Genomic DNA, 25,981 nt, shown 5'->3' with positions numbered 1-25,981 from the left:
CCGGCAGCCACTTTCGATCACACCGCACTCAAGATCGATAGGACAACGGCTTCTGAGCCGACCTGAGCTGTCCCGGCCGCTGTCCCGGCCGCTGTCCCGGCCGCGGTCCCGGCCGGTCCCGGCCGGGGTCAGGACCGGGCCGCCGTGCCGAACCCCTCGTCCACGGTCTTCACGCGCTCCCTCCCTGGACCCTCGTCCGCGACATCGCCCAGCGGCCGGTGCGGCCGGTGCGGCAACTCCCGGCCAGGGAGGGACCGGGCACGGCACTACGCCGGCCGCACGCTCCCGTAGATCGGCATGGAGTAGATCGACTCCTCGCGCACGTTCGCCCCCGGCTTCGGCGCGTGGATCATCATGCCGTCGCCCCTGTAGATGCCGACGTGGCTGATGTCGTCATAGAAGAACACCAGGTCCCCCGGCCGCAGATCCGCCGTGGCCACCCGGGTGCCGACCTCGACCTGGTCCCAGGTGGTGCGCGGCAGATCGACGCCGGCCTCTCTCCAGGCCGCCTGCGTCAGCCCTGAGCAGTCGTACGAAGAGGGGCCCGTCGCCCCCCAGACGTACGGCTTGCCGATCTGAGCCGCCGCGAACGCCAGTACCTTGTCCGCCTTCGCCGCGTAGCCGCTGTCCGTCTCCGTGCCGGTGTCCGTACCGCCACCGGTTCCGGTGTCCGGCTGCCCGGCCTCCTGGGCTGCGTCCTCGGCGGCTTCCTTCGCCGCCGCCTCCTGGCGCTCGGCCTCCGCCGCGGCGGCCTGCCGGCGGGCCAGCTCCTGCGCCTTGCGCTCGGCCTCCGCCTCCTTCTCGCGCTCCAGTGCCGCGAGCCGCGCCTTCTCCTCGGCGGTCAGCTCGGACAGCAGGGTGCGGGCCTCGGTCAGCTTCTCCTGCACCTGCTGCTTGCTGGTGCGCAGCGTGGTCTGCGCCTCGGTGAGCGTCTCCAGGCTCTTGGTGGCCTCGGCGCGCTTCTTCGCCGCCGCGCTCTGCTGCGTTCGGAAGTCGGACACGGTCTTCTGCTGCTGGCTGGTCATGCGCGCCATCAACTGGTCCTGGTCGAAGTACGACTGCGGGTCGTCCGCGAGGAAGAACGTGGCCGTGGGGGCGACCGCGCCGCTGCGGTACTGCGCCGCCGCGAACCGGCCCAGCTCACGGCGCGTCTCGTTCAGCTTCTCGGCCCGCTCCGCCGCGGCGTCCAGGAGCCCGTCGACCTTGGCGCGCTGGTCGGTGGAGGCGGCCTTCGCCTTGTTGTACTGCTGGGTCGCGGCGCCCGCCTGCCGGTAGAGGTCGTCGACCTTCTTCTGGACGTCCTCGACGCTGGGCCGGGGCGTCGCGGGCGCGGCCGTCGCGGTCTGCGTGGAGAGCAGAGTCACAGAGGCCAGTGCCGCCGTCGTGAGTCCGAGGCCGGGTGAGGTGGTGCGCACACGGGTGCGCGGCTTGCGATGCGATGCCAAGGCCGGCATCTCCTTCCGTGGACCGCCTACCGGGTTAGCTGTCGGGTTCGGGCGGAACGGAAGGCTGCCCTACGGTCCAGGTGGAGGTCGCGGACCGATTCACCCCGGTGCTGCGTGTGGGTCCCCGGTTCCGGACGCCCTGGGGGCGGACCGGATTCGGCGTGGGCGTCCGCTCGGCGTGGTTCGCCTCAAGGGGGTACGGGCCGCCCGATCCAGCACGCTAGCCAACCCGTGGTGTCCCTGTGAAGGTTGATGTTCGATATGCCCGATACATGTTCGTGACCTGGAGCGAATCCGTGCGGGCGGGGCCGGACCGTGCCTCTCGTCCCTCACGGGGTGTGGTCGGGCCGTCTCGGTACGCGCATGGATCCGGGCCTCCTCAGGAATGCGGCCCCGGGGTGTCAGTGGAGCCGCCTAGACTCGTGAAGCGATGAGCAGCCTCTTTGACGACAGTTTCCTGACCGGCCTCCAGAACTCGGAGGAAGGGCCCCCGCCGCCCCCCGAGGACCACGCACCCGAAGCGGTGCCGGAGGGTCTCTTCGGCGGCGTCTTCGACGCGCCCCCGCCGCCCCGCGAGGGGTACTACCGCGACGGCTCGCCCCGTCCCGTCATCGACGCCGCCGCGCTGCTCGACGGGCTGAACACCGAGCAGCGCGCCGCTGTCGTGCACGCCGGTTCGCCGCTGCTCATCGTCGCCGGTGCCGGGTCGGGCAAGACCCGGGTGCTCACCCACCGGATCGCACATCTGCTGGCCGAGCGCGGGGTGCACCCCGGTCAGATCCTCGCGATCACCTTCACCAACAAGGCCGCGGGCGAGATGAAGGAGCGCGTCGAGCAGCTCGTCGGGCCGCGCGCCAACGCCATGTGGGTCATGACCTTCCACAGCGCGTGCGTACGCATCCTGCGGCGCGAGTCCAAGCGGCTCGGTTTCACCTCGTCGTTCTCGATCTACGACGCCGCGGACTCCAAGCGGCTGATGGCGCTCGTCTGCCGTGACCTGGACCTCGACCCGAAGCGCTACCCGCCCAAGGCGTTCACGGCCAAGGTCTCGAACCTGAAGAACGAGCTGATCGACGAGGAGACCTTCGCCGGGCAGGCCGCGGACGGTTTCGAGAAGACCCTGGCCCAGGCGTACGCGCTCTACCAGGCACGGCTGCGCGAGGCCAACGCCCTCGACTTCGACGACATCATCATGACGACGGTGCATCTGCTCCAGGCGTTCCCCGATGTCGCCGAGCACTACCGCCGCCGCTTCCGGCACGTCCTGGTGGACGAGTACCAGGACACCAACCACGCGCAGTACACCCTCGTACGCGAGCTGGTGGGCCCGTCCGGTGAGGCCGAGGCCCCCGCCGAACTGTGTGTCGTCGGTGACGCGGACCAGTCGATCTACGCCTTCCGGGGCGCGACCATCCGCAACATCCTCCAGTTCGAGGAGGACTATCCGGACGCGACCACGATCATGCTGGAGCAGAACTACCGCTCCACGCAGACGATCCTGTCCGCGGCCAACGCGGTCATCGAACGCAACGAGAGCCGCCGCCCCAAGAACCTCTGGACGAACGCCGGCACCGGCGCCCGGATCACGGGGTACGTCGCGGACACCGAGCACGACGAGGCGCAGTTCATCGCCGACGAGATCGACCGTCTCACCGACGCCGGCGACGCGAAGGCGGGCGACGTCGCGGTCTTCTACCGTACGAACGCGCAGTCCCGTGTCTTCGAAGAGATCTTCATCCGGGTCGGTCTGCCCTACAAGGTCGTCGGCGGGGTGCGCTTCTACGAGCGCAAGGAGGTCCGCGACGTCCTGGCCTACCTCCGGGTCCTCGCCAACCCCGAGGACACGGTCCCGCTGCGCCGCATTCTGAACGTGCCGAAGCGCGGCATCGGCGACCGTGCCGAAGCGATGATCGACGCCCTGTCGATGCGCGAGAAGATCTCGTTCCCGCACGCACTGCGCCGCGTCGACGAGGCGTACGGCATGGCCGCCCGTTCGGCCAATGCCGTGAAGCGCTTCAACACGCTGATGGAGGAGCTCCGCACCATCGTCGAGTCCGGAGCCGGCCCCGCGGTCGTCCTGGAAGCGGTCATGGAACGTACCGGCTATCTCGCCGAACTCCAGGCGTCGACCGACCCTCAGGACGAGACCCGCATCGAGAACCTCCAGGAACTCGCCGCCGTGGCGCTCGAATTCGAGCAGGAGCGCGCGGAGGAGGAGGGCGCGGGGACGCTCGCCGAGTTCCTGGAGAAGGTCGCCCTCGTCGCCGACTCCGACCAGATCCCCGACGAGGACGAGGACGGCTCCGGCGTCATCACACTGATGACGCTGCACACCGCCAAGGGACTGGAATTCCCGGTCGTCTTCCTGACCGGCATGGAGGACGGCGTCTTTCCGCACATGCGGGCGCTGGGACAGGCGAAGGAGCTGGAGGAGGAGCGGCGGCTCGCCTATGTCGGCATCACCCGGGCCCGCGAGCGGCTGTATCTGACCCGGGCAGCGATGCGCAGTGCCTGGGGCCAGCCCTCGTACAACCCGGCCTCGCGGTTCCTGGAGGAGATCCCGGACCAGCATCTGGAGTGGAAGCGCAAGGGCCCGATGGCCGCTGCGGCCGGACCGACGTCGGGGATCACGTCCTCGCTGTCGTCCTCGCGCTCCCGGTCGGGGCCCTCGGGCTTCGCCACCCGGCGCACCTCGGACAAGCCGGTCGTCGCGCTGGTGGTGGGGGACCGGGTCACGCACGACCAGTTCGGCCTGGGCACGGTGACGGCGGTCGAGGGCTTCGGCGATCAGGCGAAGGCCACGGTCGACTTCGGGGACGAGCGGCCGAAGAAGCTTCTCCTGCGGTATGCGCCGGTCGAGAAGCTGTAGCCGCCTTCCACCACGTATGGCTGTGGCCCCGTCCTTCGAGGACGGGGCCACAGCCATACGTGAAGTGGAAGCGGGGATCAGTTCGGGTTGAGGTTGTGGCTGCGGAACCAGGGCATCGGGTCGATCGCCGAGCCGCCACCGGGGCGGACCTCGAAGTGCAGGTGCGGGCCGGTGGAGTTCCCGGAATCCCCGGCGTACCCGATGGTGTCGCCTGCCTGCACCGAACCCGAGCGGATGCGGGTGCTGCTGAGGTGGCAGTACCAGGTCTCGGTGCCGTCGGCCGCCGTCACGATGATCATGTTCCCGTAGGCGGAGTTGAACTGCGTGCGTACGGTGCCGTCCGTCGCGGCCAGCACCGGAGCCCCGTACCCGACGGGGAAGTCGACGCCCGTGTGTACGGACATCCAGTTGACGCCGGCCTGGCCGTAGTACGCGCTGAGACCGTGCTGGGTGACCGGCAGCGAGAACTTGGGGCGCAGCGCCTCACGGCGCGCGGCCTCCGCGTCGCGCTTCTTCTTCTCGGCGACCTGGCGTTCCCGCAGGTCGATGCGCTCCTGGGTGCGGCTGGCGCGGTCGGCGAAGTCGTCGGCGTCGGCGCTGAGGTTGGCGAGCTGGGTGTCCAGCTTGTTGTTGGCGGTCACCGGCTTGACGGTGCCGGGGTCGGCCGCCGCCATCGAGGTGGTCTCGTCCTTCTTCTCCGCGCCGCCCGCGATGCCGCTGACCGAGGCGGCCGCGATGCCCGCGACACTCATGACGCAGGCCGAGGGAACGGCGACGGTCAGGAGTGCGGACCGCTTGGCGGGGGTACGGCGCCGGCCTCGGCTGCCCGCGCTTCCCCGGGGGGTGCGGTCGGCCGGGCGGGGGGCGGTGACGGAGGGCGAGGCGGCGGTCGGGAGGTCGGACTCGTCGGCTTGTGCGGGCTCGGCCGCGGCCTCGTACGTCTCGTGTGTCTCGTACGACTCGTACGACTCGTGCGTCTCGGTGGTCTGCGCGTGAGTGCCGGTGCCTGTGCCTGTGTGGGCGTCGGTGTCCGGGGCCGCGGGGCTGAACTCGGCTGCTTCGTCCGGCCTGTACGGGTCGTAGGCCTCGAAGGGCTCGTACGTGGCCTGCTGTTCGGCCGGCTGCTGTTCGTATGAGGAGTACGACACCTGTTCGGGCGCGTACGGCGCCTGCTCGGGCGTGGCACCGGAGTTCCAAGCGGTGGCGTCGTAGGCGCCGGTATCGGTACCCGCGTCCACGAACTCGCTGGTGGCGTACGTACCGGTGCCGTATCCCGTGGTGGCGAACGTGGTGGTGGGGAAGGCGCCGGTGTCGGTCGTCCCCCACTGCTCGGCCTGGCCGGCCTGACCGTCCAGGCCCCATCCGGAGGTGTCCCACTGCCCAGTGCCGTCGTACTGCTGCTGCGCCGGTTGCGCCTGCGGTGACGCGTGCTGGGGCTGGTGCTCGTGCGTCTCGTACGTCTCATGCGGGTGGGCGGCGTACGAGTCGTACGAGGCGGTCTGATGCGCGCCCGTGTCCCATTGGGTGGAGTCGTACGCGCCGCTGTGGTCCTGCCCCGCGGCCGCGAAACCGTTGTCGTACCCGTACGTGGCGCCCTGGGAGGTGTCGTGACCGCTCCCGTAGCTGCTGCCGGTCTCGTGCCCATGGGCGGGGGTGCTGTCGTAACTGCTGTCGTGATGACCGGGGAGAGCACCGAAGAGCGGATCGGTGTCGAAGCTGCCGGGGGGGTGGTTGTCGTAGTCGACATTCCCGGCGTGGGGGTGCTGGTCGTTCACCAACTTCTCTCTCGCCTCGGCAGCAGGACCTGTTCCGGAGACCGTGGGGGACTCCAGGGAAAGCAGTGGCCGCGACTGTACCCGGCGGTTCGTGACGACGACAATCTTCGCCGGGTTCCAGCCGTTCAGGAAACGGGCAATCGGCCGTCTTTCGGCGGACAGCAGGCACAGCCTTGGCTCTACGTTCGATATACGTTCTATTCGCGGGTCCTGGTCCGGACCGTTCGCGTGGCCTGTTCAGCGGTGTTCCAGGGTGTTCCAGGCCGGATCACGCCACCGAGGCGGTCCCGGAACCGTTGGTCGCGGCTTCCTGGGACTCCAGCGCTTCCCGGATGCCGGCCGCGACGGCGGGGTGCACGGGCAGCGCGAGATGGCCGATACCGGTGAGGCGTACGTTGACCACGTCGAGGTCGGGGTGGTCCAAACAAGCGGCCTCGACCGGCACCATCACCCGGTCCAGCTCGCTCCAGAAGTTGACGAACCGGGTGCGGCAGCCCGGAGCGGGCCTGCGCAGTTCGGCGATCAGGGCGGAGCCGCTGCGCATCTGTCGCACGATCGGGTGGGCGCTCGCGGGCGGGGCGACGGAGGTGCCGTTGTGCGGGGTGCCGAGTGTGACGAGGGTGCGCACCCGCTGGTCGCCGCCGAGCCGTTGCACGTAGTAGCGGGCGATCAGCCCTCCGAGACTGTGCCCGACGATGTCGATCTCACGGTGCCCCGTGCGGGCGCAGATCTCCTCCACATGCCGGCCGAGCAGTTCCGCGGCCGTACGGATGTCGCAGGTCAGCGGCGAGTAGTTGAGGGACTCCAGATGGCGCCAGCCGTGCCGGGCGAGCGAGCGCCGCAGCAGAACGAACACGGAGCGGTTGTCGATGAATCCGTGCAGCAGTACGACGGGCGGGCGGTCGGCGCTCCCGTCGGGGAGCAGGGCCGTGGGCCCGGCGGGCGTCGTGCCTGGGTGTTCAGGAAGCGCCCCGGCCGGTTCGGCGTCCGGCTCCGGGGTGGGGGCGGGAGCGGCGTCCCGGCGCTCCGGGGTGATGCCGGTGGGGTAGATGAGGACGTGCGCGGCGAGGATCACCATCTCCAGCACGGTGGCCTTGACCAGCGCTGATGACAGCCGGGTGGGAAGCGTGCACGGCATGCGCGACAGTGGGGAAAGGAAGGACAGGACCTTCATGGCCGACCTCCTGCAATGACATACGGAAGCGGCTCCGGTCCCGTGTGCCCTTATGGGGTGTCGGTGCCAGGGCGGCCGTCGTCCGGTGACCGGCCGTGGAGCCGTACCACCGTGCCGTGCGGCTGACGGCGCGGTGGTACGGCGACCTCGCAGCGGCTCCCTTTGCGGCCGTTCCCGTGCGGCGGATAGGCCACATGGTCCAGGAACGGCGCATAGCGAACATGTCCCATGTGTGATTTCCCCCTCCCGGTCCACCGCGAAACGGCGGCTTGCGGGATGCTGTAGATAACGTTCGTTCACATCCCCGGCCCTTCAGGCGCGGGAGATCCATGTGGAGGCAGTGATGGGTGTGACCGGTCCGATCCGTGTGGTGGTGGCCAAGCCGGGACTCGACGGCCATGACCGTGGAGCCAAGGTGATCGCGCGGGCGCTGCGGGACGCCGGTATGGAGGTCATCTATACCGGCCTCCACCAGACCCCCGAGCAGATCGTCGACACGGCGATCCAGGAGGACGCAGACGCCATCGGTCTCTCGATCCTCTCCGGTGCGCACAACACGCTCTTCGCGAAGGTGATCGAGCTGCTCAAGGAGCGCGAGGCCGAGGACATCAAGGTGTTCGGCGGCGGCATCATCCCGGAGGCGGACATCGCGCCGCTGAAGGAGCAGGGCGTCGCGGAGATCTTCACCCCGGGTGCGACGACGACGTCGATCGTCGACTGGGTGAACGCCAACGTCCGTCAGACGGCGGGCGCCTGACCGACTGCGCCAGGACCGGACGCGCCTGAGACCGACTGGGCCCGGCCGACGGACCGTCCGGCCCGTCGGCGGTGCCCGTCGGCGGTGTCGGCCGCGCGCCGGCCGGGCCCGCCATTCGCGCCTGTCGTTCGCGTCTGTCGGTCGGGTGGGGCGCGCCCCGGACCGGAACGGACCTGACCGGCCCGGACCGTCCCCGTTCACGGCGCCCCGGGAGTCAGCTCCCTGTCCATGGCCGAGCGGAGGCGCAGCGTGGAGACCAGACGCTGGAACGCCTCCGACCAGTAGCCCCCCGCACCGGGTGAGGCACCCTCCGGCTCATCCGGGGTGGTGGTGAGGACTTCGAGGCGGTCCGCCTCCGCCGGATTCAGACAGCGCTCCGCGAGGCCCATCACCCCGCTGAAACTCCACGGGTAACTTCCGGCGTCCCGGGCTATGTCGAGGGCGTCGACGACCGAGCGGCCGAGCGGTTCCGCCCAGGGCACCACACAGACGCCGAGCAACTGGAACGCCTCCGACAAGCCGTGCGCGGCGATGAAGTCGGCCACCCAGAGGGCCCGTTCCTCGCTCGGCAGCGTGGCGAGGAGCTTCGACCGCTCCGCCAGCGAGGCCGTCCCAGGACCGTTCGCCGGGGGTGTCGAGGGTGGGCCGAGCAGGGCGCGGGCCCACTCCGGGTCTCGTTGCCGCACCGCGGCCCTGCACCAGGCCGCGTGCAGTTCCTCGGTCCAGCCGTCCGCGACCGGCAGGGCGACGATCTCCTGGGCGGAGCGCCCGGCGAAGCGCTCCCGCCAGGTGGTCAAGGGAGTGGCCTCCACCAACTGGCCCAGCCACCACGACCGTTCCCCCCGGCCCGACGGCGGCACCGGCACGACGCCGTCCCGCTGCATCGACGCGTCGCATTCATGCGGCGCCTCCACCGCGATGGACGCCGCCTCGCCCGTACGGTCGGGGTTCACGCAGGTCGTGGCGCGGGCGGCCATGCGTACGGCGAGGGCCGAGCGCGGCAGCGCGGACAGCAGCTCGGCGGCCGTCGCCCGGACGTTACGGCTGCGGTCGGCCAGGGCCTGTTCCAGGAACGCCTCGTCCGCACCGGAGAGACCGGTCCGCAGGGAGTCGAGGAACATCAGCCGGTCCTCGGCACGTTCTGTGGACCAGGTGGTGGAGAGCAGGGTCAGCGCGGCCGCCGGCTCCCGTCTCCGTACGGACCCGAGGAGTGCGACCCGTTCGGCGAACAGGCCCTCCTCCCACAGGCACCGCACCGCCTCGGGGTCCGTCGCGACGGACGGCGGCGGGCTGCCCGGGGCGCCGCGCAGGGCGAACTTCCACTCCGGGTTCATCCTGGCGAGCCACAGCCCGCGCGGACCCGCGAAGCCCAGGACGTGCGCCCGCAGGTCCGTGCGGGCACGCGCCGCGTCCAGCAGCGCCGGGAGGACGACCGCGGGTGCCCGGAAGCCGTGCTGGTTGGCGGCGGCCAGCCACTGCGGAAGGAGTTCCGTGAGGTCGGGTGCCGTACCGCGCCGCCCGCTGCCTCCGGACGGTGCGGAGCGGTCGGTGAGCAGCTGGACGAGCCGGTGCCGGGCGGCCGCGGGGAGTGGCGGGCGCGGGTCGGCGGGCGCGCGCTCCGGGCGCTCGGCAGCCGAGGCAGGCAGCAGCCCGGCTCTGCGGCGCACGGTGTGGAGCGCCGCAGCGTCCAGCACGGCGAGGGGACCTCCGGTGCCTCCGGAGCCGTTGGCAGGCGGTCGGCGATCGGTGCCGAGCAGCGCGGAAGTGACGAGCTCCTCCCACAGCATCGGCATCGGCATCGTCGTGGTCGTGGTCGTGGCCGTTCGGGTGTGGGTGTCGGTGTGGGTGTCGGTGTGGGTGTGGGGTGAGGTCATCGGTCCCGTCCAGGTGTCAGGGAGTCACGGAGCCGGATATCCGGTTCACAGGTCCAGAGGGTCCAAAAGGGTCCGGGGCAGGGCCGCAGGGGTCAGATGAGCGGTACGGGATGCCCGTCGCTGTCGCTGTCGTCGTCGGTGCTCGTCGTCCAGGCGGCGAGCGGATCGAAGCCACGGTGTCCGCACTCGCCGAAGACCGTGACGGGGCCCCCGCCCGACAGCGCGACGAGCTTCCAGAGTCCCGGCCCGGACAGGGCCGACGGGGTGAGCGGCAGAGCAGACGATCCGTCCTCGTCTGCCAGTTGCCAGCCGTCTTCGGACGGCGTGGGTATGACGCCGCGCAGGGTCACCGGCCAGGAGTCCAGCCAGGGATCGTCGCGCAACGCGTGCCCGTAGGCCGCGAGCGCCGCCGTCGTCGGACCACCCACCGGTGGTGTCCCCCGCGTGGCGGGCGGATCGAACTGCCGGCCCAGTTCGGCGCGCGGCTGTCCGGCGCCCGGATACGGCGTGAGTTCGGCTTCGATCGTGACGCCCACCGGCAGGGCCAGGCCGGGGGAGCGCCCCGCGGCGCCGAAGGAGAGCAGGAGCGCGGTGCGTCCCGACTCCCTGCCGTGCAGCCAGATGCGACGGGTGACGATCTTGCCGTCCGGTGTGTCGTACTGCGCGAGGACCAGCCAGTGGTCGCGCACCGGGGCTCCGTCGGCGGTGGCCGTCAGCCCCACGCGCGTACGAACGGTCGCGGCCAGTGCGTCCGGCAGCCCGCCGATGCCCAGCCAGGCGGTGTTCAGCAGGTGCAGCAGAGCGCACTCCTCGAGCAACCGCACCGGCCACCCCGGCCCGGACGCGGGAATCGCCCCCATTTCGCGTACGCGAGAGGCGAGTCCAGGGGCCTGGGCGTCGACCATCCGGGCGGCGGTCTCCTCCCACAGCCCGTATCCCGTCTGATCAGCCGCGGCGAGCCCGCCACGCAGCAGATCCGTGAGGCGCTGTTCCAGCTCCTGGGCGCCGCCCGTGATCCGCGCCGCCCGTCGCTCGGCGCGCCGTCTCGCCGCCTCGGGGTCGGCCGGGCCCGACGCGGGAGCGCCCTCCCCGGCGGTCTGCTCGGCCGCGCGCTTGCGACGGGCGTCCAGCCACTCCCGCGCCCAGTCCGGCGCCTGGCCCGGCAGGTCTGCCGCACTGGCGTCCGTGCTGTCGGACGCCCAGAGCAGGAGCAGCCCCAGCGCGTGCTTGCAGGGGAACTTCCGGCTCGGACAACTGCACTTGTACGCGGGCCCGGACGTGTCGATCACGGTCCGGTACGGCTTGCTCCCGCTTCCCTTGCACAAGCCCCATACCGCGCCCGCCGCCCCGTGGCCCACTTCGGACCACGGACCGGCCGAACCCAGCTTGTTCCCGGCCTTGCGTGATGCCTCGTCAGGAGCCAGGGCCCGCACCTGCTCAACCGTCCAGCGCGCCACCGGACCATCGGTGCGCGAGGGTTCTCCCCCGTGAGATAGCAGCATGGGAACGACGGTAGGTCGCACCACTGACAATCGCCTCTGACCTGCGGTGGAGGCCGATTGTCAGTGGCATGGTGCACGGTGGGAACCACATCGGGTCGAACGATCTGGAGGGGGATCCATGACCGTGTCCGCAACCACCGCCGTCGTCGCGAACGAGGCTCTGCGACCGCATGCCGAGGACGCTTTCGCCGACGAGCTGAAGGCGCTCGCAGCCGCCGACGACCGGCCGAGGCCCGTCCGCTGGAAGCTCTCGCCGTGGGCGGTATCGACCTATCTGCTCGGTGGCACGCTCGCCGACGGAACGGTGATCACACCGAAGTACGTGGGTCCGCGCCGCCTCGTCGAGGTCGCCGTGACCACCCTCGCCACCGACCGGGCCCTGCTGCTGCTCGGCGTGCCGGGGACCGCCAAGACCTGGGTCTCCGAACACCTGGCCGCCGCCGTGAGCGGTGACTCGACGCTGCTCGTCCAGGGCACGGCCGGCACGCCCGAGGAGGCCGTCCGCTACGGCTGGAACTACGCCCAGCTGCTGGCCCATGGGCCCAGCCGCGACGCACTGGTTCCCAGCCCCGTCATGCGGGCCATGTCCGAGGGCATGACCGCCCGGGTCGAGGAGCTGACCCGCATTCCGGCCGATGTGCAGGACGCGCTCATCACGATCCTGTCGGAGAAGACGCTTCCCGTGCCGGAGCTGGGCCAGGAGGTCCAGGCCGTCCGCGGCTTCAACCTCATTGCCACCGCGAACGACCGCGACCGCGGGGTCAACGAGCTGTCCAGCGCGCTGCGCCGCCGCTTCAACACCGTCGTACTCCCGCTGCCGGCCACCCCGGACGACGAGGTGGACATCGTGTCCCGCCGCGTCGACCAGATCGGGAGTTCGCTCGACCTGCCGGCCGCCCCGGACGGTCTCGTGGAGATCCGCCGTGTGGTCACCGTCTTCCGCGAACTGCGCAACGGCGTCACCACCGACGGCCGCACGAAACTCAAGTCGCCCTCGGGAACGCTGTCCACGGCCGAGGCCATCTCCGTCGTCACCAACGGCCTCGCGCTCGCCGCCCATTTCGGCGACGGCATCCTGCGCCCGGGCGACGTGGCCGCGGGAATCCTCGGTGCGGTCGTCCGCGACCCGGCGGCCGACCGCGTGGTGTGGCAGGAGTACCTGGAGACGGTCGTCCGCGAGCGGGACGGCTGGAAGGACTTCTACCGCGCCTGCCGCGAGGTCTCCGCATGACGGGGGCCGCCGCGTCCGCGGGGCCGCTGCTGCTGGGAGTGCGTCACCACGGCCCCGGGTCCGCCCGTGCGGTCCTGGCCGCACTGGAGGCCGCCCGGCCCCGGGTCGTCCTCATCGAGGGCCCGCCCGAGGGCGACGCGCTGCTGCCGCTCGCCGCCGACGAGCAGATGAGGCCGCCCGTCGCGCTGCTCGCCCATGCCGTGGACGATCCGGGGCGGGCCGCGTTCTGGCCGATGGCCGAGTTCTCGCCCGAGTGGGTGGCGATCCGCTGGGCCCTCGCGCACGGGGTCCCCGCACGCTTCATCGACCTCCCCGCGGCGCACTCCCTCGCCCTCACGGAGCCGGGCACCGAGGAGCCGCCGGGCTCGCCCGCCGTCGATCCCATCGGGGTACTCGCCGAGACCGCCGGATACGACGACCCGGAGCGCTGGTGGGAGGACGTCGTCGAGCACCGCGCTCCCGACGGCGGTGCGGTCGACCCGCTGGCACCCTTCGCCGTACTCGCCGAGGCCATGACCGCCCTGCGTGAGGTGTACGGGGACGGTGGCCACCCCCGTGACTCGGTCCGCGAGGCGTTCATGCGCATCCAACTGCGTTCCGCGCGCAAGGAGTTCGGCGAGGAGATCGCTGTGGTCTGCGGCGCCTGGCACGTGCCCGCTCTCGCCGCGAAGACCACACTCGCCGCCGACAGGGCCCTCCTCAAGGGTGTACCGAAGGTCAAGACGGAGCTGACCTGGGTGCCCTGGACCCACCGCAGGCTCGCCCGGCACAGTGGATACGGCGCGGGGATCGACTCACCCGGCTGGTACGGCCATCTCTTCGGCGCCCCCGACCGGCCGGTGGAACGGTGGATGACGAAGGTCGCCGGGCTCCTGCGCGCCGAGGACCGGTTCATCTCCTCCGCCCATGTCATCGAGGCCGTCCGGCTCGCCGGAGGACTGGCGGCCGTGCGCGGCCGACCGCTCCCGGGGCTGACCGAGACGATGGACGCGATCCGGGCCGTGATGTGCGAGGGCTCCGATGTGCCGCTCGCCCTCGTGCGGGACAGGCTCGTCATCGGCGAGACGCTCGGCGAGGTGCCGGACAGCGCCCCGGCGGTCCCGCTGCAACGGGACCTGAACCGGTTGCAGCGCACCCTCCGGCTGAAACCGGAGCCGTCCGAACGGGAGCTGGAGCTCGACCTCCGCAAGGACACCGACGCGGCCCGCAGCAGACTCCTGCACCGGCTCCGTCTCCTCGACGTCGGCTGGGGCGACCGCGCCGTCGGCCGGGGGAGCACGGGCACCTTCCGGGAGACCTGGCGGCTGCGCTGGGAACCGGAACTGCACGTACGGGTCGCGGAAGCCGGTGTCTGGGGCACCACCGTGCTTTCCGCCGCGACCGCCAAGGCCGAATCGGAGGCCGTTTCGGCCACCGCGCTCGCCGAGGTCACGGCGCTCGCCGAGCGCTGCCTCCTCGGCGAGCTGGCCGAGGCGCTTCCCGTCGTGATGAACGCCCTGGCCGACCGGGCCGCACTGGACGCGGACGTCAGCCATCTCGCCGAGGCGCTGCCTGCCCTGGCACGCTCACTGCGCTACGGGGACGTGCGGGCCACGGACACGGCCTCGCTCGGGGCGGTTGCCGCCGGGCTCGCCGAGCGCATCTGCGTCGGCCTGCCGCCGGCCTGTACCGGTCTCGACGCGGACGGAGCCGAGGAGCTGCGCCGCCGTATCGACGGCGTGCACACGGCCATCGGGCTACTCGCCGGAGCCGGAGCCGGAGCCGGAGCCGACGCGGGAGCAGAGGGCGAGGCAGGTGCCCGTGCCCGTGCCGGAGACCAGGCGGGATCCGCGGACGGGCTGCGCGAGCGCTGGGCGGCCGTCCTGCGCAAGCTGGCCGGCCGGGACACCGTCGCCGGTGTCATCCGGGGCCGCGCCACTCGCCTCCTGCTCGACGACGGGCAGCTCAGCCAGGACGAGGCGGCCCGGCTCATGGGCCTGGCCCTGTCACCCGGCACCCCTCCCACCGACGCCGCGGCCTGGATCGAGGGCTTCGTGGGCGGCGCGGCGGGCGGTGGCATGCTGCTCGTGCACGACGAGCGTCTGCTGAGTCTGATCGACGCCTGGCTGAGCGGTGTGCGGGCATCGGCGTTCACCGATGTGCTGCCCCTGCTGCGACGCACCTTCTCGGCCTACGAGCCGGGCGTGCGCCGCACCCTGGGCGAACTGGTCCGCCGTGGCCCGTCCCCAGACAGGCACCGAGGCGGTGCGGAGCCTGCCCCGTCGGGCTTCGGACCGGGAATCGACGAGTCCCGGGCGGACGCGGTGGTGCCGGTGCTCCGCCTGCTGCTCGGCCTCGACACCGAGCCCGCTCCACGCATCGACCACACCGACCTTCCGATGGGGGCGACGGCATGACCACCCGGACCGTGACGACGACGCAATCGATCACGACGGACCCGACCACGACGAACTCGGCGCCCACGGAATCGGCGACGACAGGGACAACGGCCCACGAGGAGCGGGTGCGGCGCTGGCGGATGGTGCTGGGCGGCGACAGCGCGGAGAGCACCGGCTGCACCCTCACCGGCCGCGACGTCGCGATGGACGGAGCGCTGGCCGCCCTCTACGGCGGCGGGGGCAAGCCCGCGGGCCGGGGAGGACCGGAGCGCTCGGCAGGACTCGGCGCGTCCGCGCCGTCCGTCGCCCGCTGGCTCGGTGACATCCGTACGTACTTCCCCAGTTCCGTCGTCCAGGTCATGCAGCGCGACGCGATCGACCGGCTCGGGCTGTCGGCGCTGCTGCTGGAGCCGGAGATGCTGGAGGCCGTCGAGGCCGACGTCCACCTCGTCGGCACGCTGCTGTCGCTCAACAAAGCCATGCCGGAGACGACGAAGGAGACGGCCCGAGCCGTCGTGCGCAAGGTCGTCGACGATCTGGAGAAGCGGATCTCCACGCGCACCAAGGCGACCCTGACCGGTGCGCTGGACCGCTCGGCGAAGATCAGCCGGCCGCGTCACCGGGACATCGACTGGGACCGGACCATCCGGGCCAATCTCAAGAACTACCTGCCCATCCCCGGAGGGGACGGCGCCGGCTCCGTCATCCCGGAACGGCTCATCGGCTATGGGCGTGCGTCGCGGGCCGTGAAGAAGGACGTCATCCTCTGCATCGACCAGTCGGGTTCCATGGCGGCGTCCGTCGTCTACGCCTCGGTGTTCGGGGCGGTGCTCGCCTCCATGCGCACCCTGGACACGCGACTCGTCGTCTTCGACACCGCCGTCGTCGACCTCACCGACCAGCTGGACGACCCGGTCGACGTCCTCTTCGGCACTCAGCTCGGCGGGGGCACGGACATCAACAGGGCGCTGGCCTACTGCCAGTCGAAGATCACCCGGCCCGCCGACACGGTCGTCGTCCTCATCAGCGACCTCTACGAGGGCGGAATCCGCAACGAGATGCTCAAGCGCGTCGCCGCGATGAAGGCGTCCGGAGTGCAGTTCGTGACGCTGCTCGCGCTCTCCGACGAAGGAGCGCCCGCATACGACCGTGAACACGCCGCCGCCCTCGGCGCGTTGGGCGCACCCGCCTTCGCCTGCACCCCGGACCTCTTCCCGGACATCATGGCGGCGGCGATCGAAAGGCGCCCACTTCCCATACCGGACAAGGAGACGCGTCAGTAACAGCGGAGTTGCGTGACCCCCGGAGGTTGGTGCGAGCGTCGCCCCGTCGCCCGGCGTGGCACGGCCCGGACGGCGGCCGAGCAGGCCGGCCCCGCGGTCGGCCAGACCTCCGACGCCGCGCTGCCGCCCTTCGCGGGACAGGCCGTCTCCGCGCTGCTCCCGGTCGTCGGCCAGGGGCTCGGCGACCTCGGCGCGGTCGCCCAGGGCGTCGTGGGTGAGGCCGGCCCGTTCGCCGAGGGTGTCGTCGCATCCGGCAGCCGTCCCACCGGATCTGATCCGGCAGCCGGCCCCCGGGTCCGGTGCGGTATCCGGTGACCTTCACGGCGCCGGGTGGTCCCCCGCTCCCTCGGTTCGCATCGTCGGGAACGGGAACCGTCCGGCGCCGCGCGCGTTCCCGTACGGAGTCGCGGAGGCCGGGCCGTCCACCGCGAATCCGTACGGGAGGGCGATCTGTGACCGTTATCACCGGCCAGGTGTGATCTGCGATTTAGGGTCCTGCGGAGCGCGGGGATAACCTGCCGGATGGACATGCCGCGTACTCGGACACCGTGTGCGCCTCCCTGGTGACAGCGCAGTCACGTTGCCCTTCGCGGCACTGCCCACGCAGAAGAACGAACCGCGATATCACTAAAAGGGACGGACGCGCGTGGACCTGTTCGAGTACCAGGCGAGGGACCTCTTCGCCAAGCACGGTGTACCGGTGCTGGCCGGTGAAGTGATTGACACGCCTGAGGCAGCCCGCGAGGCGACCGAGCGGCTGGGCGGCAAGTCCGTCGTCAAGGCGCAGGTGAAGGTCGGTGGCCGAGGCAAGGCCGGCGGCGTCAAGCTCGCCGCCACCCCCGACGAGGCGGTCGCCCGTGCGACCGACATCCTCGGCATGGACATCAAGGGCCACACGGTCCACAAGGTGATGATCGCCGAGACCGCGCCGGAGATTCTGGAGGAGTACTACGTCTCGTACCTCCTCGACCGCACGAACCGCACCTTCCTGGCGATGGCCTCGGTGCAGGGCGGCATGGACATCGAGGAGGTCGCGGAGAAGACCCCCGAGGCCCTCGCGAAGGTCCCGGTCGACTCCAACTCCGGAGTGACGATCGAGAAGGCCCGCGAGATCGTGGCCCAGGCGAAGTTCCCGGCCGAGGTGGCCGAGAAGGTCGCCGAGGTCCTGGTGACGCTGTGGGACACCTTCGTCGCCGAGGACGCGCTCCTCGTCGAGGTGAACCCGCTCGCCAAGGTCGCCTCCGGCGACATCCTGGCGCTGGACGGCAAGGTCTCGCTCGACGAGAACGCCGACTTCCGTCAGCCCGGGCACGAGGCGCTCGAGGACAAGGACGCGGCCAACCCGCTCGAGGCTGCCGCCAAGGCCAAGAACCTCAACTACGTCAAGCTCGAGGGCGAGGTCGGCATCATCGGTAACGGTGCCGGTCTGGTCATGTCGACCCTGGACGTCGTCGCGTACGCCGGTGAGAACCACGGCAACGTGAAGCCCGCCAACTTCCTCGACATCGGTGGCGGCGCCTCCGCGGAGGTCATGGCGAACGGCCTGGAGATCATCCTCGGCGACACGGACGTCAAGTCCGTCTTCGTCAACGTCTTCGGTGGCATCACCGCTTGTGACGAGGTCGCCAACGGCATCGTCCAGGCTCTGGCGCTGCTCGAGTCCAAGGGCGAGAAGGTCGAGAAGCCGCTGGTCGTGCGTCTCGACGGCAACAACGCGGAGCTGGGTCGCAAGATCCTCTCCGACGCCAACCACCCGCTCGTGCAGCGTGTGGACACCATGGACGGCGCGGCCGACAAGGCCGCCGAGCTCGCCGCGGCTGCGAAGTAAGGGACGAGGGACTCCAACACCATGGCTATCTTCCTCACCAAGGACAGCAAGGTCATCGTCCAGGGGATGACCGGCGCCACGGGCATGAAGCACACCAAGCTCATGCTGGCTGACGGCACCAACATCGTCGGCGGCGTGAACCCGCGCAAGGCCGGCACGTCCGTCGACTTCGACGGCACCGAGGTCCCGGTCTTCGGTTCCGTCAAGGAAGCGATGGAGAAGACGGGCGCCGACGTGTCCGTTCTCTTCGTGCCGCCGGCCTTCGCGAAGGCCGCCGTCGTCGAGGCGATCGACGCCGAGATCCCGCTGGCCGTCGTGATCACCGAGGGCATCGCCGTGCACGACTCGGCCGCCTTCTGGGCGTACGCGGGCGAGAAGGGCAACAAGACCCGGATCATCGGTCCGAACTGCCCCGGTCTGATCACCCCTGGTCAGTCCAACGCCGGCATCATCCCGGGCGACATCACCAAGCCCGGCCGCATCGGTCTCGTGTCCAAGTCCGGCACGCTGACCTACCAGATGATGTACGAGCTGCGTGACATCGGCTTCTCGTCCGCCGTCGGCATCGGTGGCGACCCGATCATCGGTACGACGCACATCGACGCCCTCGCGGCGTTCGAGGCCGACCCCGACACCGACCTCATCGTGATGATCGGCGAGATCGGTGGCGACGCCGAGGAGCGCGCCGCCGACTTCATCGCGAAGAACGTCACGAAGCCGGTCGTCGGCTACGTCGCGGGCTTCACCGCCCCCGAGGGCAAGACGATGGGCCACGCCGGCGCCATCGTTTCCGGTTCCTCCGGCACCGCCGCGGGGAAGAAGGAGGCCCTTGAGGCCGCAGGCGTGAAGGTCGGCAAGACGCCGACCGAGACCGCCAAGCTGGCGCGCGAGATCCTCGGCGCCTGATCGCCTCGGCGCGGCGCCGCTTGCCGCGCCAACGCGTCACCGCACAGACGGCGCGGGCCCGCACCCTGAACCAGGGGTGCGGGCCCGCGCCGTTCCCGTACGTGCCGGCCGTCACGGAATCCCGGGCACCAGCCGCTCCGGGCCGTGCGCGAACTCCGCGCGCAGGGCCTTCTGCAGCTCCACGTTTTGCGGTGTGAGCTTCTGGGGGCCTCCCCGTGGCGGCACCCCGCCGACCCGTTCGGCGGGCGCCAGCGGCTGCTCGTACTGCGTGGGCGCCGTGTGCAGCGTGAGGGCCGTTACGCCGATGAGGGCGGCGACGAAGGAGATGGCCGCCCGGGTCCAGAGCCTGGCCCTGCGTTCGCTGACCATGCGGACGGTGCGGGCCGGGGCCGGGGTGGGGACGTGCTCGGCGAGGGCCAGTGCGCCGAGCCGGTCGTGCAGCAGCCCGGACACCTCCTCGGGGGACTCGGGATCCGCCAGCTCGGGCAGTCGCTCGACGACCACGGCCCTCGCGGTCAGCAGCCGGTTGGCCGCCGCCGGAGTGCTCGCCTCGGTCTCGGCCGCGGTCTCCGGGAGATCGAGGCCGACCACGTCGTAGAGCAGCAGCGTGCGGCGGTACGCCGGCGGCAACTCGAGCAGTGCGTCGAACAACGCTCGGCGCTTCGGCTCGGTGGGCGGTGCGTCCGGGTGGCGATGGGCGTGGCGCAGCCGGTGCCAGGGCGACATCGCGTACTCGTACGCGGCGGCCCGTACCCAGCCCGCCGGGTCACGGTCCACGGCAACCTCGGGCCAGCGTTGCCAGGCCAGTTGGAACGCGCGCTCGACGGACTCCCGGGACAGGCCCCTCCGGCCGGTCAGCAGATAGGTCTGGCGGACCAGCCCCGGTGCGGTGTGGGTATACAGAGCGTCGAACGCCTCTTCGGCCGAGAGGCCGGAAGTGTCGGAGGTGTCGGAGGTGTCGGAGGTGTCGGACGTCCCCGGAGGACCGGCTGGTCCGGGGTGATCGATCGTGGCGGGGTGGTCGGCATACGTGCCGGTGTCGGGCTCGGTCGGGGACATGGTGGTGCTCCCGGGGGCTTCGACGGGGGGCTGCGGTGTGGAGGGCTCTGGTGTGGAGGTCTGCGGTGTGCCCCGCACCGGGGTGCGGGGCACAGGAGACGGCGGTGACGGCCGGGCCACCCGTTTGGCGGTGATCTTCGGTCGGGTGTTCGAGTCCGACGGCTGCGGCTTTCCGGCGGGGGCGATCAGCAGGGCGTATGCCTCGCGCTTTTGCCCTTTGGGATTCGTGCGCCCCGTCTCCCAGGAGCGGACGGTGGCCCGGGTGACGCCGACGGCGGTCGCCACCTGCTCTTCACTCAGGGACCGCTCCTCGCGCAGTCTGCGCCGCTCCTGGGGGACGGGCAGCGGGGCGGCGGCGGACGCGGTGGTGCTCCGAGTCATGAGGAGCCCCCGGGAGAGCCCCACTGAGTGAAAAAGTACATAAACGTATATTGAGCGACACAACCGCTGTTCGCCTGTTACGCGAAATAAGCGCGTGTCGTTGGGAGCATGGCGGGCGTGACCCAAGTGACCGAGCGCAGCCCCATGTTGTCCGCCGAGCGGAGCCGGACCGCCGCGCTGGCCTCCTCCTTCCTGCGGGGAGTGATCGCGGCCGGACTGGGGCTCGGTTCGCTCGCCGTGCTGGTCATGGTGCTGTGGATCAGCTCCCCGCACCCGGACAGCGGTCCCGGTGGCGCCCTCCGCGTGGCGGCCGGGCTCTGGCTGCTCGCGCACGGCGCCGAGCTGATCAGGGCCGACACCCTGAGCGGGATTCCCGCCCCCGTAGCGACCGTCCCCCTGCTGCTCATCGTCGGCCCCGTGTGGCTGACGCACCGTGCGGCCCGCGACGCCCTGGAGCCGGAGGAGGGGCGCCCGGTCCCCTCGGCGGGCGGTGCGTTCTGCGCGGTGACCGCCGGGTATCTGCTGGTCGCGGCAGGGACCGCCGCCTGTGCGCGGGGCGGTCCGATGCCCGCGAACCGTTTTTCGCTCGGCTTCCCGCTCGCCGTGGTGGTCGCCGTGTCGGCGGCCGCCGGGGTGTGGACGGCTTCGGGGCGGCCGCTTGGCCCGATGCCCTCCTGGGCACCGCTGAGGCTTCAGGAGGGCATCGCGCGGACGCTGTTCCGCACCAGGGCGGAGGCGGTGCTCCGGTCCTCGGCCGTCGGGGTGGCCGTGCTGCTCGGTGGCGGAGCGCTGCTGGTCGCGACGGCGCTGGTGTGGCATGTCCAGGCGACGCAGGAATCGTTCCTGGAGCTCTCCGGTGACTGGTCGGGGCGGTTCGCCGTGCTGCTCCTCGCGCTGGCCCTCGTACCGAACGCGGCGATGTGGGGTGCTGCGTACGGGCTGGGGCCCGGCTTCGCCCTCGGTACGGGGTCCACGGTCGCGCCGTACGCCGTCGAGGGGCGCCCGGCCCTGCCGGACTTCCCCCTCCTGGCCGCCGCACCCGCTCCGGGACCGGGGACGGCGGCCGACTGGGCGGTCCTGGCGGTGCCGCTGGCAGCCGGTCTGGCCGTCGGCTGGTTCACCGCGGGGCGGGCGGCCCCCGTCCAGGCGGCACGGAGCGAGGTGTGGAGCCGGCGCGAGACGGCGCTGGTGGCGGTGTCGGCGGCGGTGGGCTGCGGTGCCGGTACGGCGCTGCTGACGGCGGCGTCCGGCGGCCCGCTCGGCACGGGGGCCCTGGCGGAGTTCGGCCCGGTGTGGTGGCTGGTGGGCCCGGCCGCGCTCCTCTGGACGGCGCTCCTCGGCGTACCGGTGGCGCTGCTGCTCAGGTGGTGGCGGCTGAGGGACCACGGCTGGGCGTGGCGCCGGGGCCGTACGGACGCGGGTGCCGGGCCGGACGCGAGCGCCACGGCCGGAGTCCCGGACGTGGCGGCGGGGAAGGCTGCCGCCTCCGGTGAACCGGAGCGGAGCGGTGACGGGCGGTGGTGGCGCCGCCGCGGCGGCGCGGACGCGGCCGGGTCCGGGTCAGGGGCCGGGTCCGCTGAGGCGCCCTCGCGCGTTCCGCACCCGGCGGCCGTGGCGGACGAGGAGGCCGCGGCGTTCGAGCCGTACGACTTCCTGCCGGCCGACCCGTGGCACGAGGAGACGACCAGGCGGTCCCGCTGGGCCTCGCTGAGGAAGGACTCGGGCGGACTGATGGCGGACTTCCCGGCGTCAGAGGTTCCTGCGGCGGAGGTTCCGGCACCGGGCGTTCCGGCACCGGGAGGGCAGGCACCCGGCGTCCCGGCAGCGGGCGTTCCGACGGCGGACCTTCCGGCACCAGGGGTTCCGGCGGCTGATCTTCCGGTCGCGGAGGGCATGCGCAACGGCCGGGCCCCGGAGGCATCGGAGCCTCCGGAGTCCGGCCGGGATACCGCTTCCTGAGAGCCTGGTCCGGCCCCCGGGCGGTTACTTCTTGACGCCGAAGAAGGGTTCCAGCGGCTCGGGCAGAAGGTCGTTGCAGGACAGCGCGCCGGACTTGGTCAGCGCGTCGTTCACGCACGTGTAGTAGTCGCGGTAGACCAACTGCACGGTGAACGTCGTCGCCACGATCGTCAGCGCGAGCAGGGCCGTCACGAGACCACTGACCGCCGCTGTCGTCTGCGGCCTGCCGTAGCCGGTGCGGCCGGTGCCGGGGGAGGCCCCGTCCCCGGCCGCACCGCCGGCCGTGTCACCGGTGACCGCGGGGCGCGCGGTCCCCGAGACGTCTTCCGCCGTGGCGCGGGTGGAGGAGGCCGCCGGGCCCTTCGGCTTGGCCCGCAGTGCGCTGACCGACCAGTACACCGAGAGCGCGCCGAGGAGCAGGGCGATCTCCGGGAAGTCGAAGAGGGCGAAGAAGAAGGCCCACATGCCGCCCAGCACGGCGTAGCGGGCGCGCCGCTGGGCGGGGTCGGTCGGGTCCCAGCGGACGCCCGAACCACCGTCCGGACCGCCCTTCCCGCCCTTGCCGCCGCCCTGGCCGCCAGGGCCGTTGCCGCCGGGACGGCTGCCGAACCCGCCGTTCTGCCTGCCGGGTTGCTGGTTGCTCCACTTACTGCCCCAGGTGGGGCGGTTGCCGGAGCCGCCGGACTTGTCGTCGCCGTCGTTCCCGTCGGCGCCGCTCTGTGCGGGGTGGCGCGGCTGCCAGGGCTGGTCGGGCCGGTTCTCGGGCGGAGCCGCGAACGGGTTGTCGTCCTGCGGCTTCGAGGACCTGGAAGAGCCGGAGGGACCGGAGGAGTCGGAGGAAGAGGACCCGGAGGACCCCGAAGGTCCCGAAGGCCCCGAAGAGGAGGAGCCCGGCGAGGAGGACTGGCGATCCCGCAGCATCATCGGGGCCCGCTCGGGCGGCGGGAGGTGGAAGGCGGTGCGGCGGCGTCGGTCCGGCATGTGAAGAACGTCTTCCCCATCTCGTCGTTTCCCGCCCGGCGGACGGTTCGCTGTCCCCAGACGCTACCTCCCGGCCACGCCCCCGTCCCGTGGGGGCCGCTGGGTGTGCCGGTATCGTTGCTGACGGTCGGCCGGTTCGTAGAGTTCCCCGTATCAAGGGGCGACCTTCTTTCGTACGACCGTACAAGTAGCACTCCAGCAACACCGCACCCAGCACCGCACAGCGCCGCAAGCGCTTCGCACCTGCGTTACCACGCGAGAAAGGGCCCAGCCGTGGCCTCCCCGCCCCCTTCCCCCACTCCGGCCCGCCTGGTCGTGCTGGTCTCCGGTTCCGGTACGAACCTCCAGGCGCTGCTCGACGCCATCGGTGACGACCCCGAGGGCTACGGTGCCCAGGTCGTCGCGGTCGGTGCGGACCGTCCCGGCATCGCCGGGCTGGAACGCGCGGAGCGCGCCGGACTCCCCACCTTCGTGTGCCGGGTCCGTGAGCACGCCACCCGTGAGGAGTGGGACGAGGCGCTCACCGCGGCCACCGCCGCGCACCGCCCGGACCTCGTCGTGTCGGCGGGGTTCATGAAGATCGTGGGCAAGAGGTTCCTCGCCGAGTTCGGCGGCCGGGTCGTCAACACCCACCCCGCCCTGCTCCCCAGCTTTCCCGGTGCCCACGGAGTACGTGACGCTCTCGCGTACGGCGTGAAGGTCACCGGGTGCACCGTCCACTTCGTCGACGACGGCGTCGACACCGGTCCGATCATCGCGCAGGGCGTGGTCGAGGTGACCGAAGAGGACACCCCGGAGGGCGAAGCGGCCCTCCACGAACGCATCAAGGAAGTCGAGCGCACGCTGCTCGTCGAGGCCGTAGGGCGGCTCGCCCGCGACGGCTATCGCATTGAGGGACGAAAGGTTCATCTCGGTCATGTCGGTGAATAAGCCCATCCGCCGCGCCCTGGTCAGTGTCTACGACAAGACGGGGCTCGAAGACCTCGCGCGCGGTCTGCACGAAGCGGGTGTCGAGCTCGTCTCCACCGGCTCCACCGCCGGGAAGATCGCCGCCGCCGGCGTGCCGGTCACCAAGGTCGAGGAGCTCACCGGTTTCCCCGAGTGCCTCGACGGCCGGGTCAAGACGCTCCACCCCCGTGTGCACGCCGGCATCCTCGCCGACCTGCGCCTGGACGCCCACCGCGAGCAGCTCGCCGAGCTCGGTGTCGAGCCGTTCGACCTCGTGGTCGTCAACCTGTACCCGTTCAAGGAGACCGTCGCCTCCGGCGCCTCCGACGACGAGTGCGTGGAGCAGATCGACATCGGCGGCCCGTCGATGGTCCGCGCCGCGGCCAAGAATCACCCGTCCGTGGCCGTCGTCACGAGCCCGGAGCGTTACGCCGACGTCCTCGCCGCGGTCAAGGCGGGCGGCTTCGACCTGACCGCCCGCAAGCGGCTCGCCGCGGAGGCGTTCCAGCACACCGCCGCCTACGACGTGGCGGTCGCGTCCTGGTTCGCGGCCGACTACGCGGCCTCCGACGACTCGGGCCTCCCCGCATTCCTCGGTGACACCTTCACGCGCGAGAACGTGCTGCGCTACGGCGAGAACCCGCACCAGCCCGCCGCGCTCTACGCCGCGGGCGAGGGCGGACTGGCCGAGGCCGAACAGCTGCACGGCAAGGAGATGTCCTACAACAACTACACGGACACCGATGCCGCGCGCCGCGCCGCGTACGACCACGTCGAGCCGTGTGTCGCGATCATCAAGCACGCCAACCCGTGCGGCATCGCGATCGGTGACGACGTCGCCGCGGCGCACCGCAGCGCCCACGCCTGCGACCCGCTGTCCGCCTTCGGCGGCGTGATCGCGGTCAACCGTCCGGTTACCGTCGAGCTGGCCGAGCAGGTCGCCGAGATCTTCACCGAGGTCATCGTCGCCCCGGCGTACGAGGACGGTGCCGTCGAGGTGCTCGCCCGCAAGAAGAACATCCGGGTGCTGCGCTGCCCCGACGCCCCGGCCTCCGCGTTCGAGGTCAAGCCGATCGACGGCGGTGCGCTGCTCCAGGTCACCGACCGCCTCCAGGCCGAGGGCGACGACCCGGCCAACTGGACCCTCGCCACCGGTGAGGCCCTGTCCGCCGACGAGCTCGCGGAGCTCTCGTTCGCCTGGAAGGCGTGCCGCGCGGTCAAGTCCAACGCGATCCTGCTCGCCAAGGGCGGTGCCTCGGTCGGCGTCGGCATGGGACAGGTCAACCGGGTGGACTCCGCGAAGCTCGCCGTCGAGCGGGCGGGCAAGGAGCGCGCGGAGGGTGCGTACGCCGCGTCCGACGCGTTCTTCCCGTTCCCCGACGGCCTGGAGATCCTCACCGCGGCCGGCGTGAAGGCCGTGGTCCAGCCGGGCGGATCGGTCCGCGACGAGCTCGTCGTCGAGGCGGCGAAGAAGGCGGGCGTGACGATGTACTTCACCGGAACGCGCCACTTCTTCCACTGAGCCGTATCAGCGCCTCGCAGGGAGAGCAGGCCGTACCCCGTACACAGGGGTACGGCCTGCGCCGCGTTCGGCGTGCCGTACCGCCTCGTCTCTCTGTTCTAATAAACGG

The 25,981-nt window shown here is 71.5% G+C and carries 18 protein-coding genes and 1 riboswitch; of the genes, 11 read left to right on the top strand and 7 right to left on the bottom strand.

Annotated elements, in window-relative coordinates; translation table 11 throughout:
- Positions 1-266: 266 nt before the first annotated feature.
- Positions 267-1,454 carry a C40 family peptidase gene (locus F0344_RS13415; protein ID WP_185299015.1) on the bottom strand — a complete coding sequence of 396 codons (1,188 nt, stop codon included), beginning with the start codon at positions 1,452-1,454 and terminating at the stop codon, positions 267-269.
- Positions 1,453-1,617, bottom strand: a riboswitch (cyclic di-AMP (ydaO/yuaA leader). Its footprint overlaps the gene before it by 2 nt.
- Before the next feature lie 258 nt (positions 1,618-1,875).
- On the opposite strand from F0344_RS13415, the gene pcrA reads away from it, so the two are divergent.
- Positions 1,876-4,314: a DNA helicase PcrA gene (gene pcrA / locus F0344_RS13410; protein ID WP_185299014.1), complete on the top strand. Its 2,439-nt coding sequence runs from the start codon at positions 1,876-1,878 to the stop codon at positions 4,312-4,314.
- A gap of 77 nt (positions 4,315-4,391) precedes the next feature.
- Here the strand turns inward: pcrA and F0344_RS13405 are convergent, their stop codons facing one another.
- Positions 4,392-6,089: a M23 family metallopeptidase gene (locus F0344_RS13405; protein ID WP_185299013.1), complete on the bottom strand. Its 1,698-nt coding sequence runs from the start codon at positions 6,087-6,089 to the stop codon at positions 4,392-4,394.
- Positions 6,090-6,357: 268 nt separating this feature from the next.
- Positions 6,358-7,263, bottom strand: a complete 906-nt coding sequence (locus F0344_RS13400; protein WP_185299012.1) for an esterase/lipase family protein — start codon at positions 7,261-7,263, stop codon at positions 6,358-6,360.
- Between the two features lie 343 nt (positions 7,264-7,606).
- Here F0344_RS13400 and F0344_RS13395 point away from each other — a divergent pair, with 343 nt between their 5' ends.
- A complete protein-coding gene (locus F0344_RS13395) occupies positions 7,607-8,020 on the top strand; it encodes a cobalamin B12-binding domain-containing protein (RefSeq protein WP_185299011.1) in 414 nt (137 codons plus the stop codon).
- 197 nt (positions 8,021-8,217) lie between these two features.
- Here the strand turns inward: F0344_RS13395 and F0344_RS13390 are convergent, their stop codons facing one another.
- The gene (locus F0344_RS13390; protein WP_185302670.1) at positions 8,218-9,819 is read right to left on the bottom strand and encodes a DUF5691 domain-containing protein; all 1,602 of its coding nucleotides are present in this window, start codon (positions 9,817-9,819) and stop codon (positions 8,218-8,220) included.
- Positions 9,820-9,986: 167 nt separating this feature from the next.
- Positions 9,987-11,396, bottom strand: coding sequence for an SWIM zinc finger family protein (locus tag F0344_RS13385; RefSeq protein ID WP_185299010.1), 1,410 nt, complete (start codon positions 11,394-11,396; stop codon positions 9,987-9,989).
- Between the two features lie 118 nt (positions 11,397-11,514).
- Here F0344_RS13385 and F0344_RS13380 point away from each other — a divergent pair, with 118 nt between their 5' ends.
- The 6 genes from F0344_RS13380 to sucD all read left to right on the top strand — a co-directional run bounded on the left by F0344_RS13380 (position 11,515) and on the right by sucD (position 19,022).
- Positions 11,515-12,627: an ATP-binding protein gene (locus tag F0344_RS13380; RefSeq protein ID WP_185299009.1), complete on the top strand. Its 1,113-nt coding sequence runs from the start codon at positions 11,515-11,517 to the stop codon at positions 12,625-12,627.
- Complete coding sequence (locus F0344_RS13375) at positions 12,624-15,023, top strand: DUF5682 family protein (protein ID WP_185299008.1); 2,400 nt, start codon at positions 12,624-12,626, stop codon at positions 15,021-15,023. The genes F0344_RS13380 and F0344_RS13375 overlap by 4 nt, the downstream gene beginning before the upstream one ends.
- Positions 15,020-16,288: a VWA domain-containing protein gene (locus tag F0344_RS13370; protein WP_374940087.1), complete on the top strand. Its 1,269-nt coding sequence runs from the start codon at positions 15,020-15,022 to the stop codon at positions 16,286-16,288. The genes F0344_RS13375 and F0344_RS13370 overlap by 4 nt, the downstream gene beginning before the upstream one ends.
- Positions 16,289-16,300: 12 nt before the next feature.
- A complete protein-coding gene (locus tag F0344_RS13365) occupies positions 16,301-16,603 on the top strand; it encodes a hypothetical protein (RefSeq protein ID WP_185299007.1) in 303 nt (100 codons plus the stop codon).
- Between the two features lie 331 nt (positions 16,604-16,934).
- Positions 16,935-18,116: an ADP-forming succinate--CoA ligase subunit beta gene (gene sucC, locus F0344_RS13360; RefSeq protein ID WP_185299006.1), complete on the top strand. Its 1,182-nt coding sequence runs from the start codon at positions 16,935-16,937 to the stop codon at positions 18,114-18,116.
- A 21-nt stretch (positions 18,117-18,137) separates the two neighbouring features.
- The gene (gene sucD, locus F0344_RS13355; RefSeq protein ID WP_185299005.1) at positions 18,138-19,022 is read left to right on the top strand and encodes a succinate--CoA ligase subunit alpha; all 885 of its coding nucleotides are present in this window, start codon (positions 18,138-18,140) and stop codon (positions 19,020-19,022) included.
- Between the two features lie 111 nt (positions 19,023-19,133).
- Here sucD and F0344_RS13350 read toward each other — a convergent pair whose 3' ends face one another.
- Complete coding sequence (locus F0344_RS13350; protein ID WP_185299004.1) at positions 19,134-20,462, bottom strand: helix-turn-helix domain-containing protein; 1,329 nt, start codon at positions 20,460-20,462, stop codon at positions 19,134-19,136.
- A 108-nt stretch (positions 20,463-20,570) separates the two neighbouring features.
- Here F0344_RS13350 and F0344_RS13345 point away from each other — a divergent pair, with 108 nt between their 5' ends.
- Positions 20,571-22,421 (top strand): cell division protein PerM, encoded by a 1,851-nt coding sequence (locus F0344_RS13345; RefSeq protein ID WP_185299003.1) that lies wholly within the window; start codon positions 20,571-20,573, stop codon positions 22,419-22,421.
- 24 nt (positions 22,422-22,445) lie between these two features.
- On the opposite strand, the gene F0344_RS13340 is transcribed toward F0344_RS13345, so the two are convergent.
- A complete protein-coding gene (locus F0344_RS13340) occupies positions 22,446-23,402 on the bottom strand; it encodes a hypothetical protein (RefSeq protein ID WP_185299002.1) in 957 nt (318 codons plus the stop codon).
- A 273-nt stretch (positions 23,403-23,675) separates the two neighbouring features.
- Between F0344_RS13340 and purN the strand changes: the two genes are divergently transcribed.
- Both purN and purH read left to right on the top strand, forming a co-directional pair.
- A complete protein-coding gene (gene purN, locus F0344_RS13335) occupies positions 23,676-24,332 on the top strand; it encodes a phosphoribosylglycinamide formyltransferase (RefSeq protein WP_185299001.1) in 657 nt (218 codons plus the stop codon).
- A complete protein-coding gene (purH, locus tag F0344_RS13330) occupies positions 24,319-25,872 on the top strand; it encodes a bifunctional phosphoribosylaminoimidazolecarboxamide formyltransferase/IMP cyclohydrolase (RefSeq protein WP_185299000.1) in 1,554 nt (517 codons plus the stop codon). The genes purN and purH overlap by 14 nt, the downstream gene beginning before the upstream one ends.
- Positions 25,873-25,981: the final 109 nt, after the last annotated feature.

This window comes from Streptomyces finlayi (genome assembly GCF_014216315.1).
Taxonomy (GTDB): Bacteria; Actinomycetota; Actinomycetes; order Streptomycetales; family Streptomycetaceae; genus Streptomyces; species Streptomyces finlayi_A.
This window is presented reverse-complemented; position numbering and strand designations above follow the sequence as displayed.

What these genes read in the sequence shown, in the direction of transcription:
- F0344_RS13415 (WP_185299015.1), bottom strand. Translation starts at nt 1,454, where the DNA reads ATGCCGGCCTTGGCATCGCATCGCAAGCCGCGCACCCGTGTGCGCACC.
- pcrA (WP_185299014.1), top strand. Translation starts at nt 1,876, where the DNA reads ATGAGCAGCCTCTTTGACGACAGTTTCCTGACCGGCCTCCAGAACTCG.
- F0344_RS13400 (WP_185299012.1), bottom strand. Translation starts at nt 7,263, where the DNA reads ATGAAGGTCCTGTCCTTCCTTTCCCCACTGTCGCGCATGCCGTGCACG.
- F0344_RS13395 (WP_185299011.1), top strand. Translation starts at nt 7,607, where the DNA reads ATGGGTGTGACCGGTCCGATCCGTGTGGTGGTGGCCAAGCCGGGACTC.
- F0344_RS13390 (WP_185302670.1), bottom strand. Translation starts at nt 9,819, where the DNA reads ATGCCGATGCCGATGCTGTGGGAGGAGCTCGTCACTTCCGCGCTGCTC.
- F0344_RS13385 (WP_185299010.1), bottom strand. Translation starts at nt 11,396, where the DNA reads ATGCTGCTATCTCACGGGGGAGAACCCTCGCGCACCGATGGTCCGGTG.
- F0344_RS13380 (WP_185299009.1), top strand. Translation starts at nt 11,515, where the DNA reads ATGACCGTGTCCGCAACCACCGCCGTCGTCGCGAACGAGGCTCTGCGA.
- F0344_RS13375 (WP_185299008.1), top strand. Translation starts at nt 12,624, where the DNA reads ATGACGGGGGCCGCCGCGTCCGCGGGGCCGCTGCTGCTGGGAGTGCGT.
- F0344_RS13370 (WP_374940087.1), top strand. Translation starts at nt 15,020, where the DNA reads ATGACCACCCGGACCGTGACGACGACGCAATCGATCACGACGGACCCG.
- sucD (WP_185299005.1), top strand. Translation starts at nt 18,138, where the DNA reads ATGGCTATCTTCCTCACCAAGGACAGCAAGGTCATCGTCCAGGGGATG.
- F0344_RS13350 (WP_185299004.1), bottom strand. Translation starts at nt 20,462, where the DNA reads ATGACTCGGAGCACCACCGCGTCCGCCGCCGCCCCGCTGCCCGTCCCC.
- F0344_RS13345 (WP_185299003.1), top strand. Translation starts at nt 20,571, where the DNA reads ATGGCGGGCGTGACCCAAGTGACCGAGCGCAGCCCCATGTTGTCCGCC.
- F0344_RS13340 (WP_185299002.1), bottom strand. Translation starts at nt 23,402, where the DNA reads ATGCCGGACCGACGCCGCCGCACCGCCTTCCACCTCCCGCCGCCCGAG.
- purH (WP_185299000.1), top strand. Translation starts at nt 24,319, where the DNA reads ATGTCGGTGAATAAGCCCATCCGCCGCGCCCTGGTCAGTGTCTACGAC.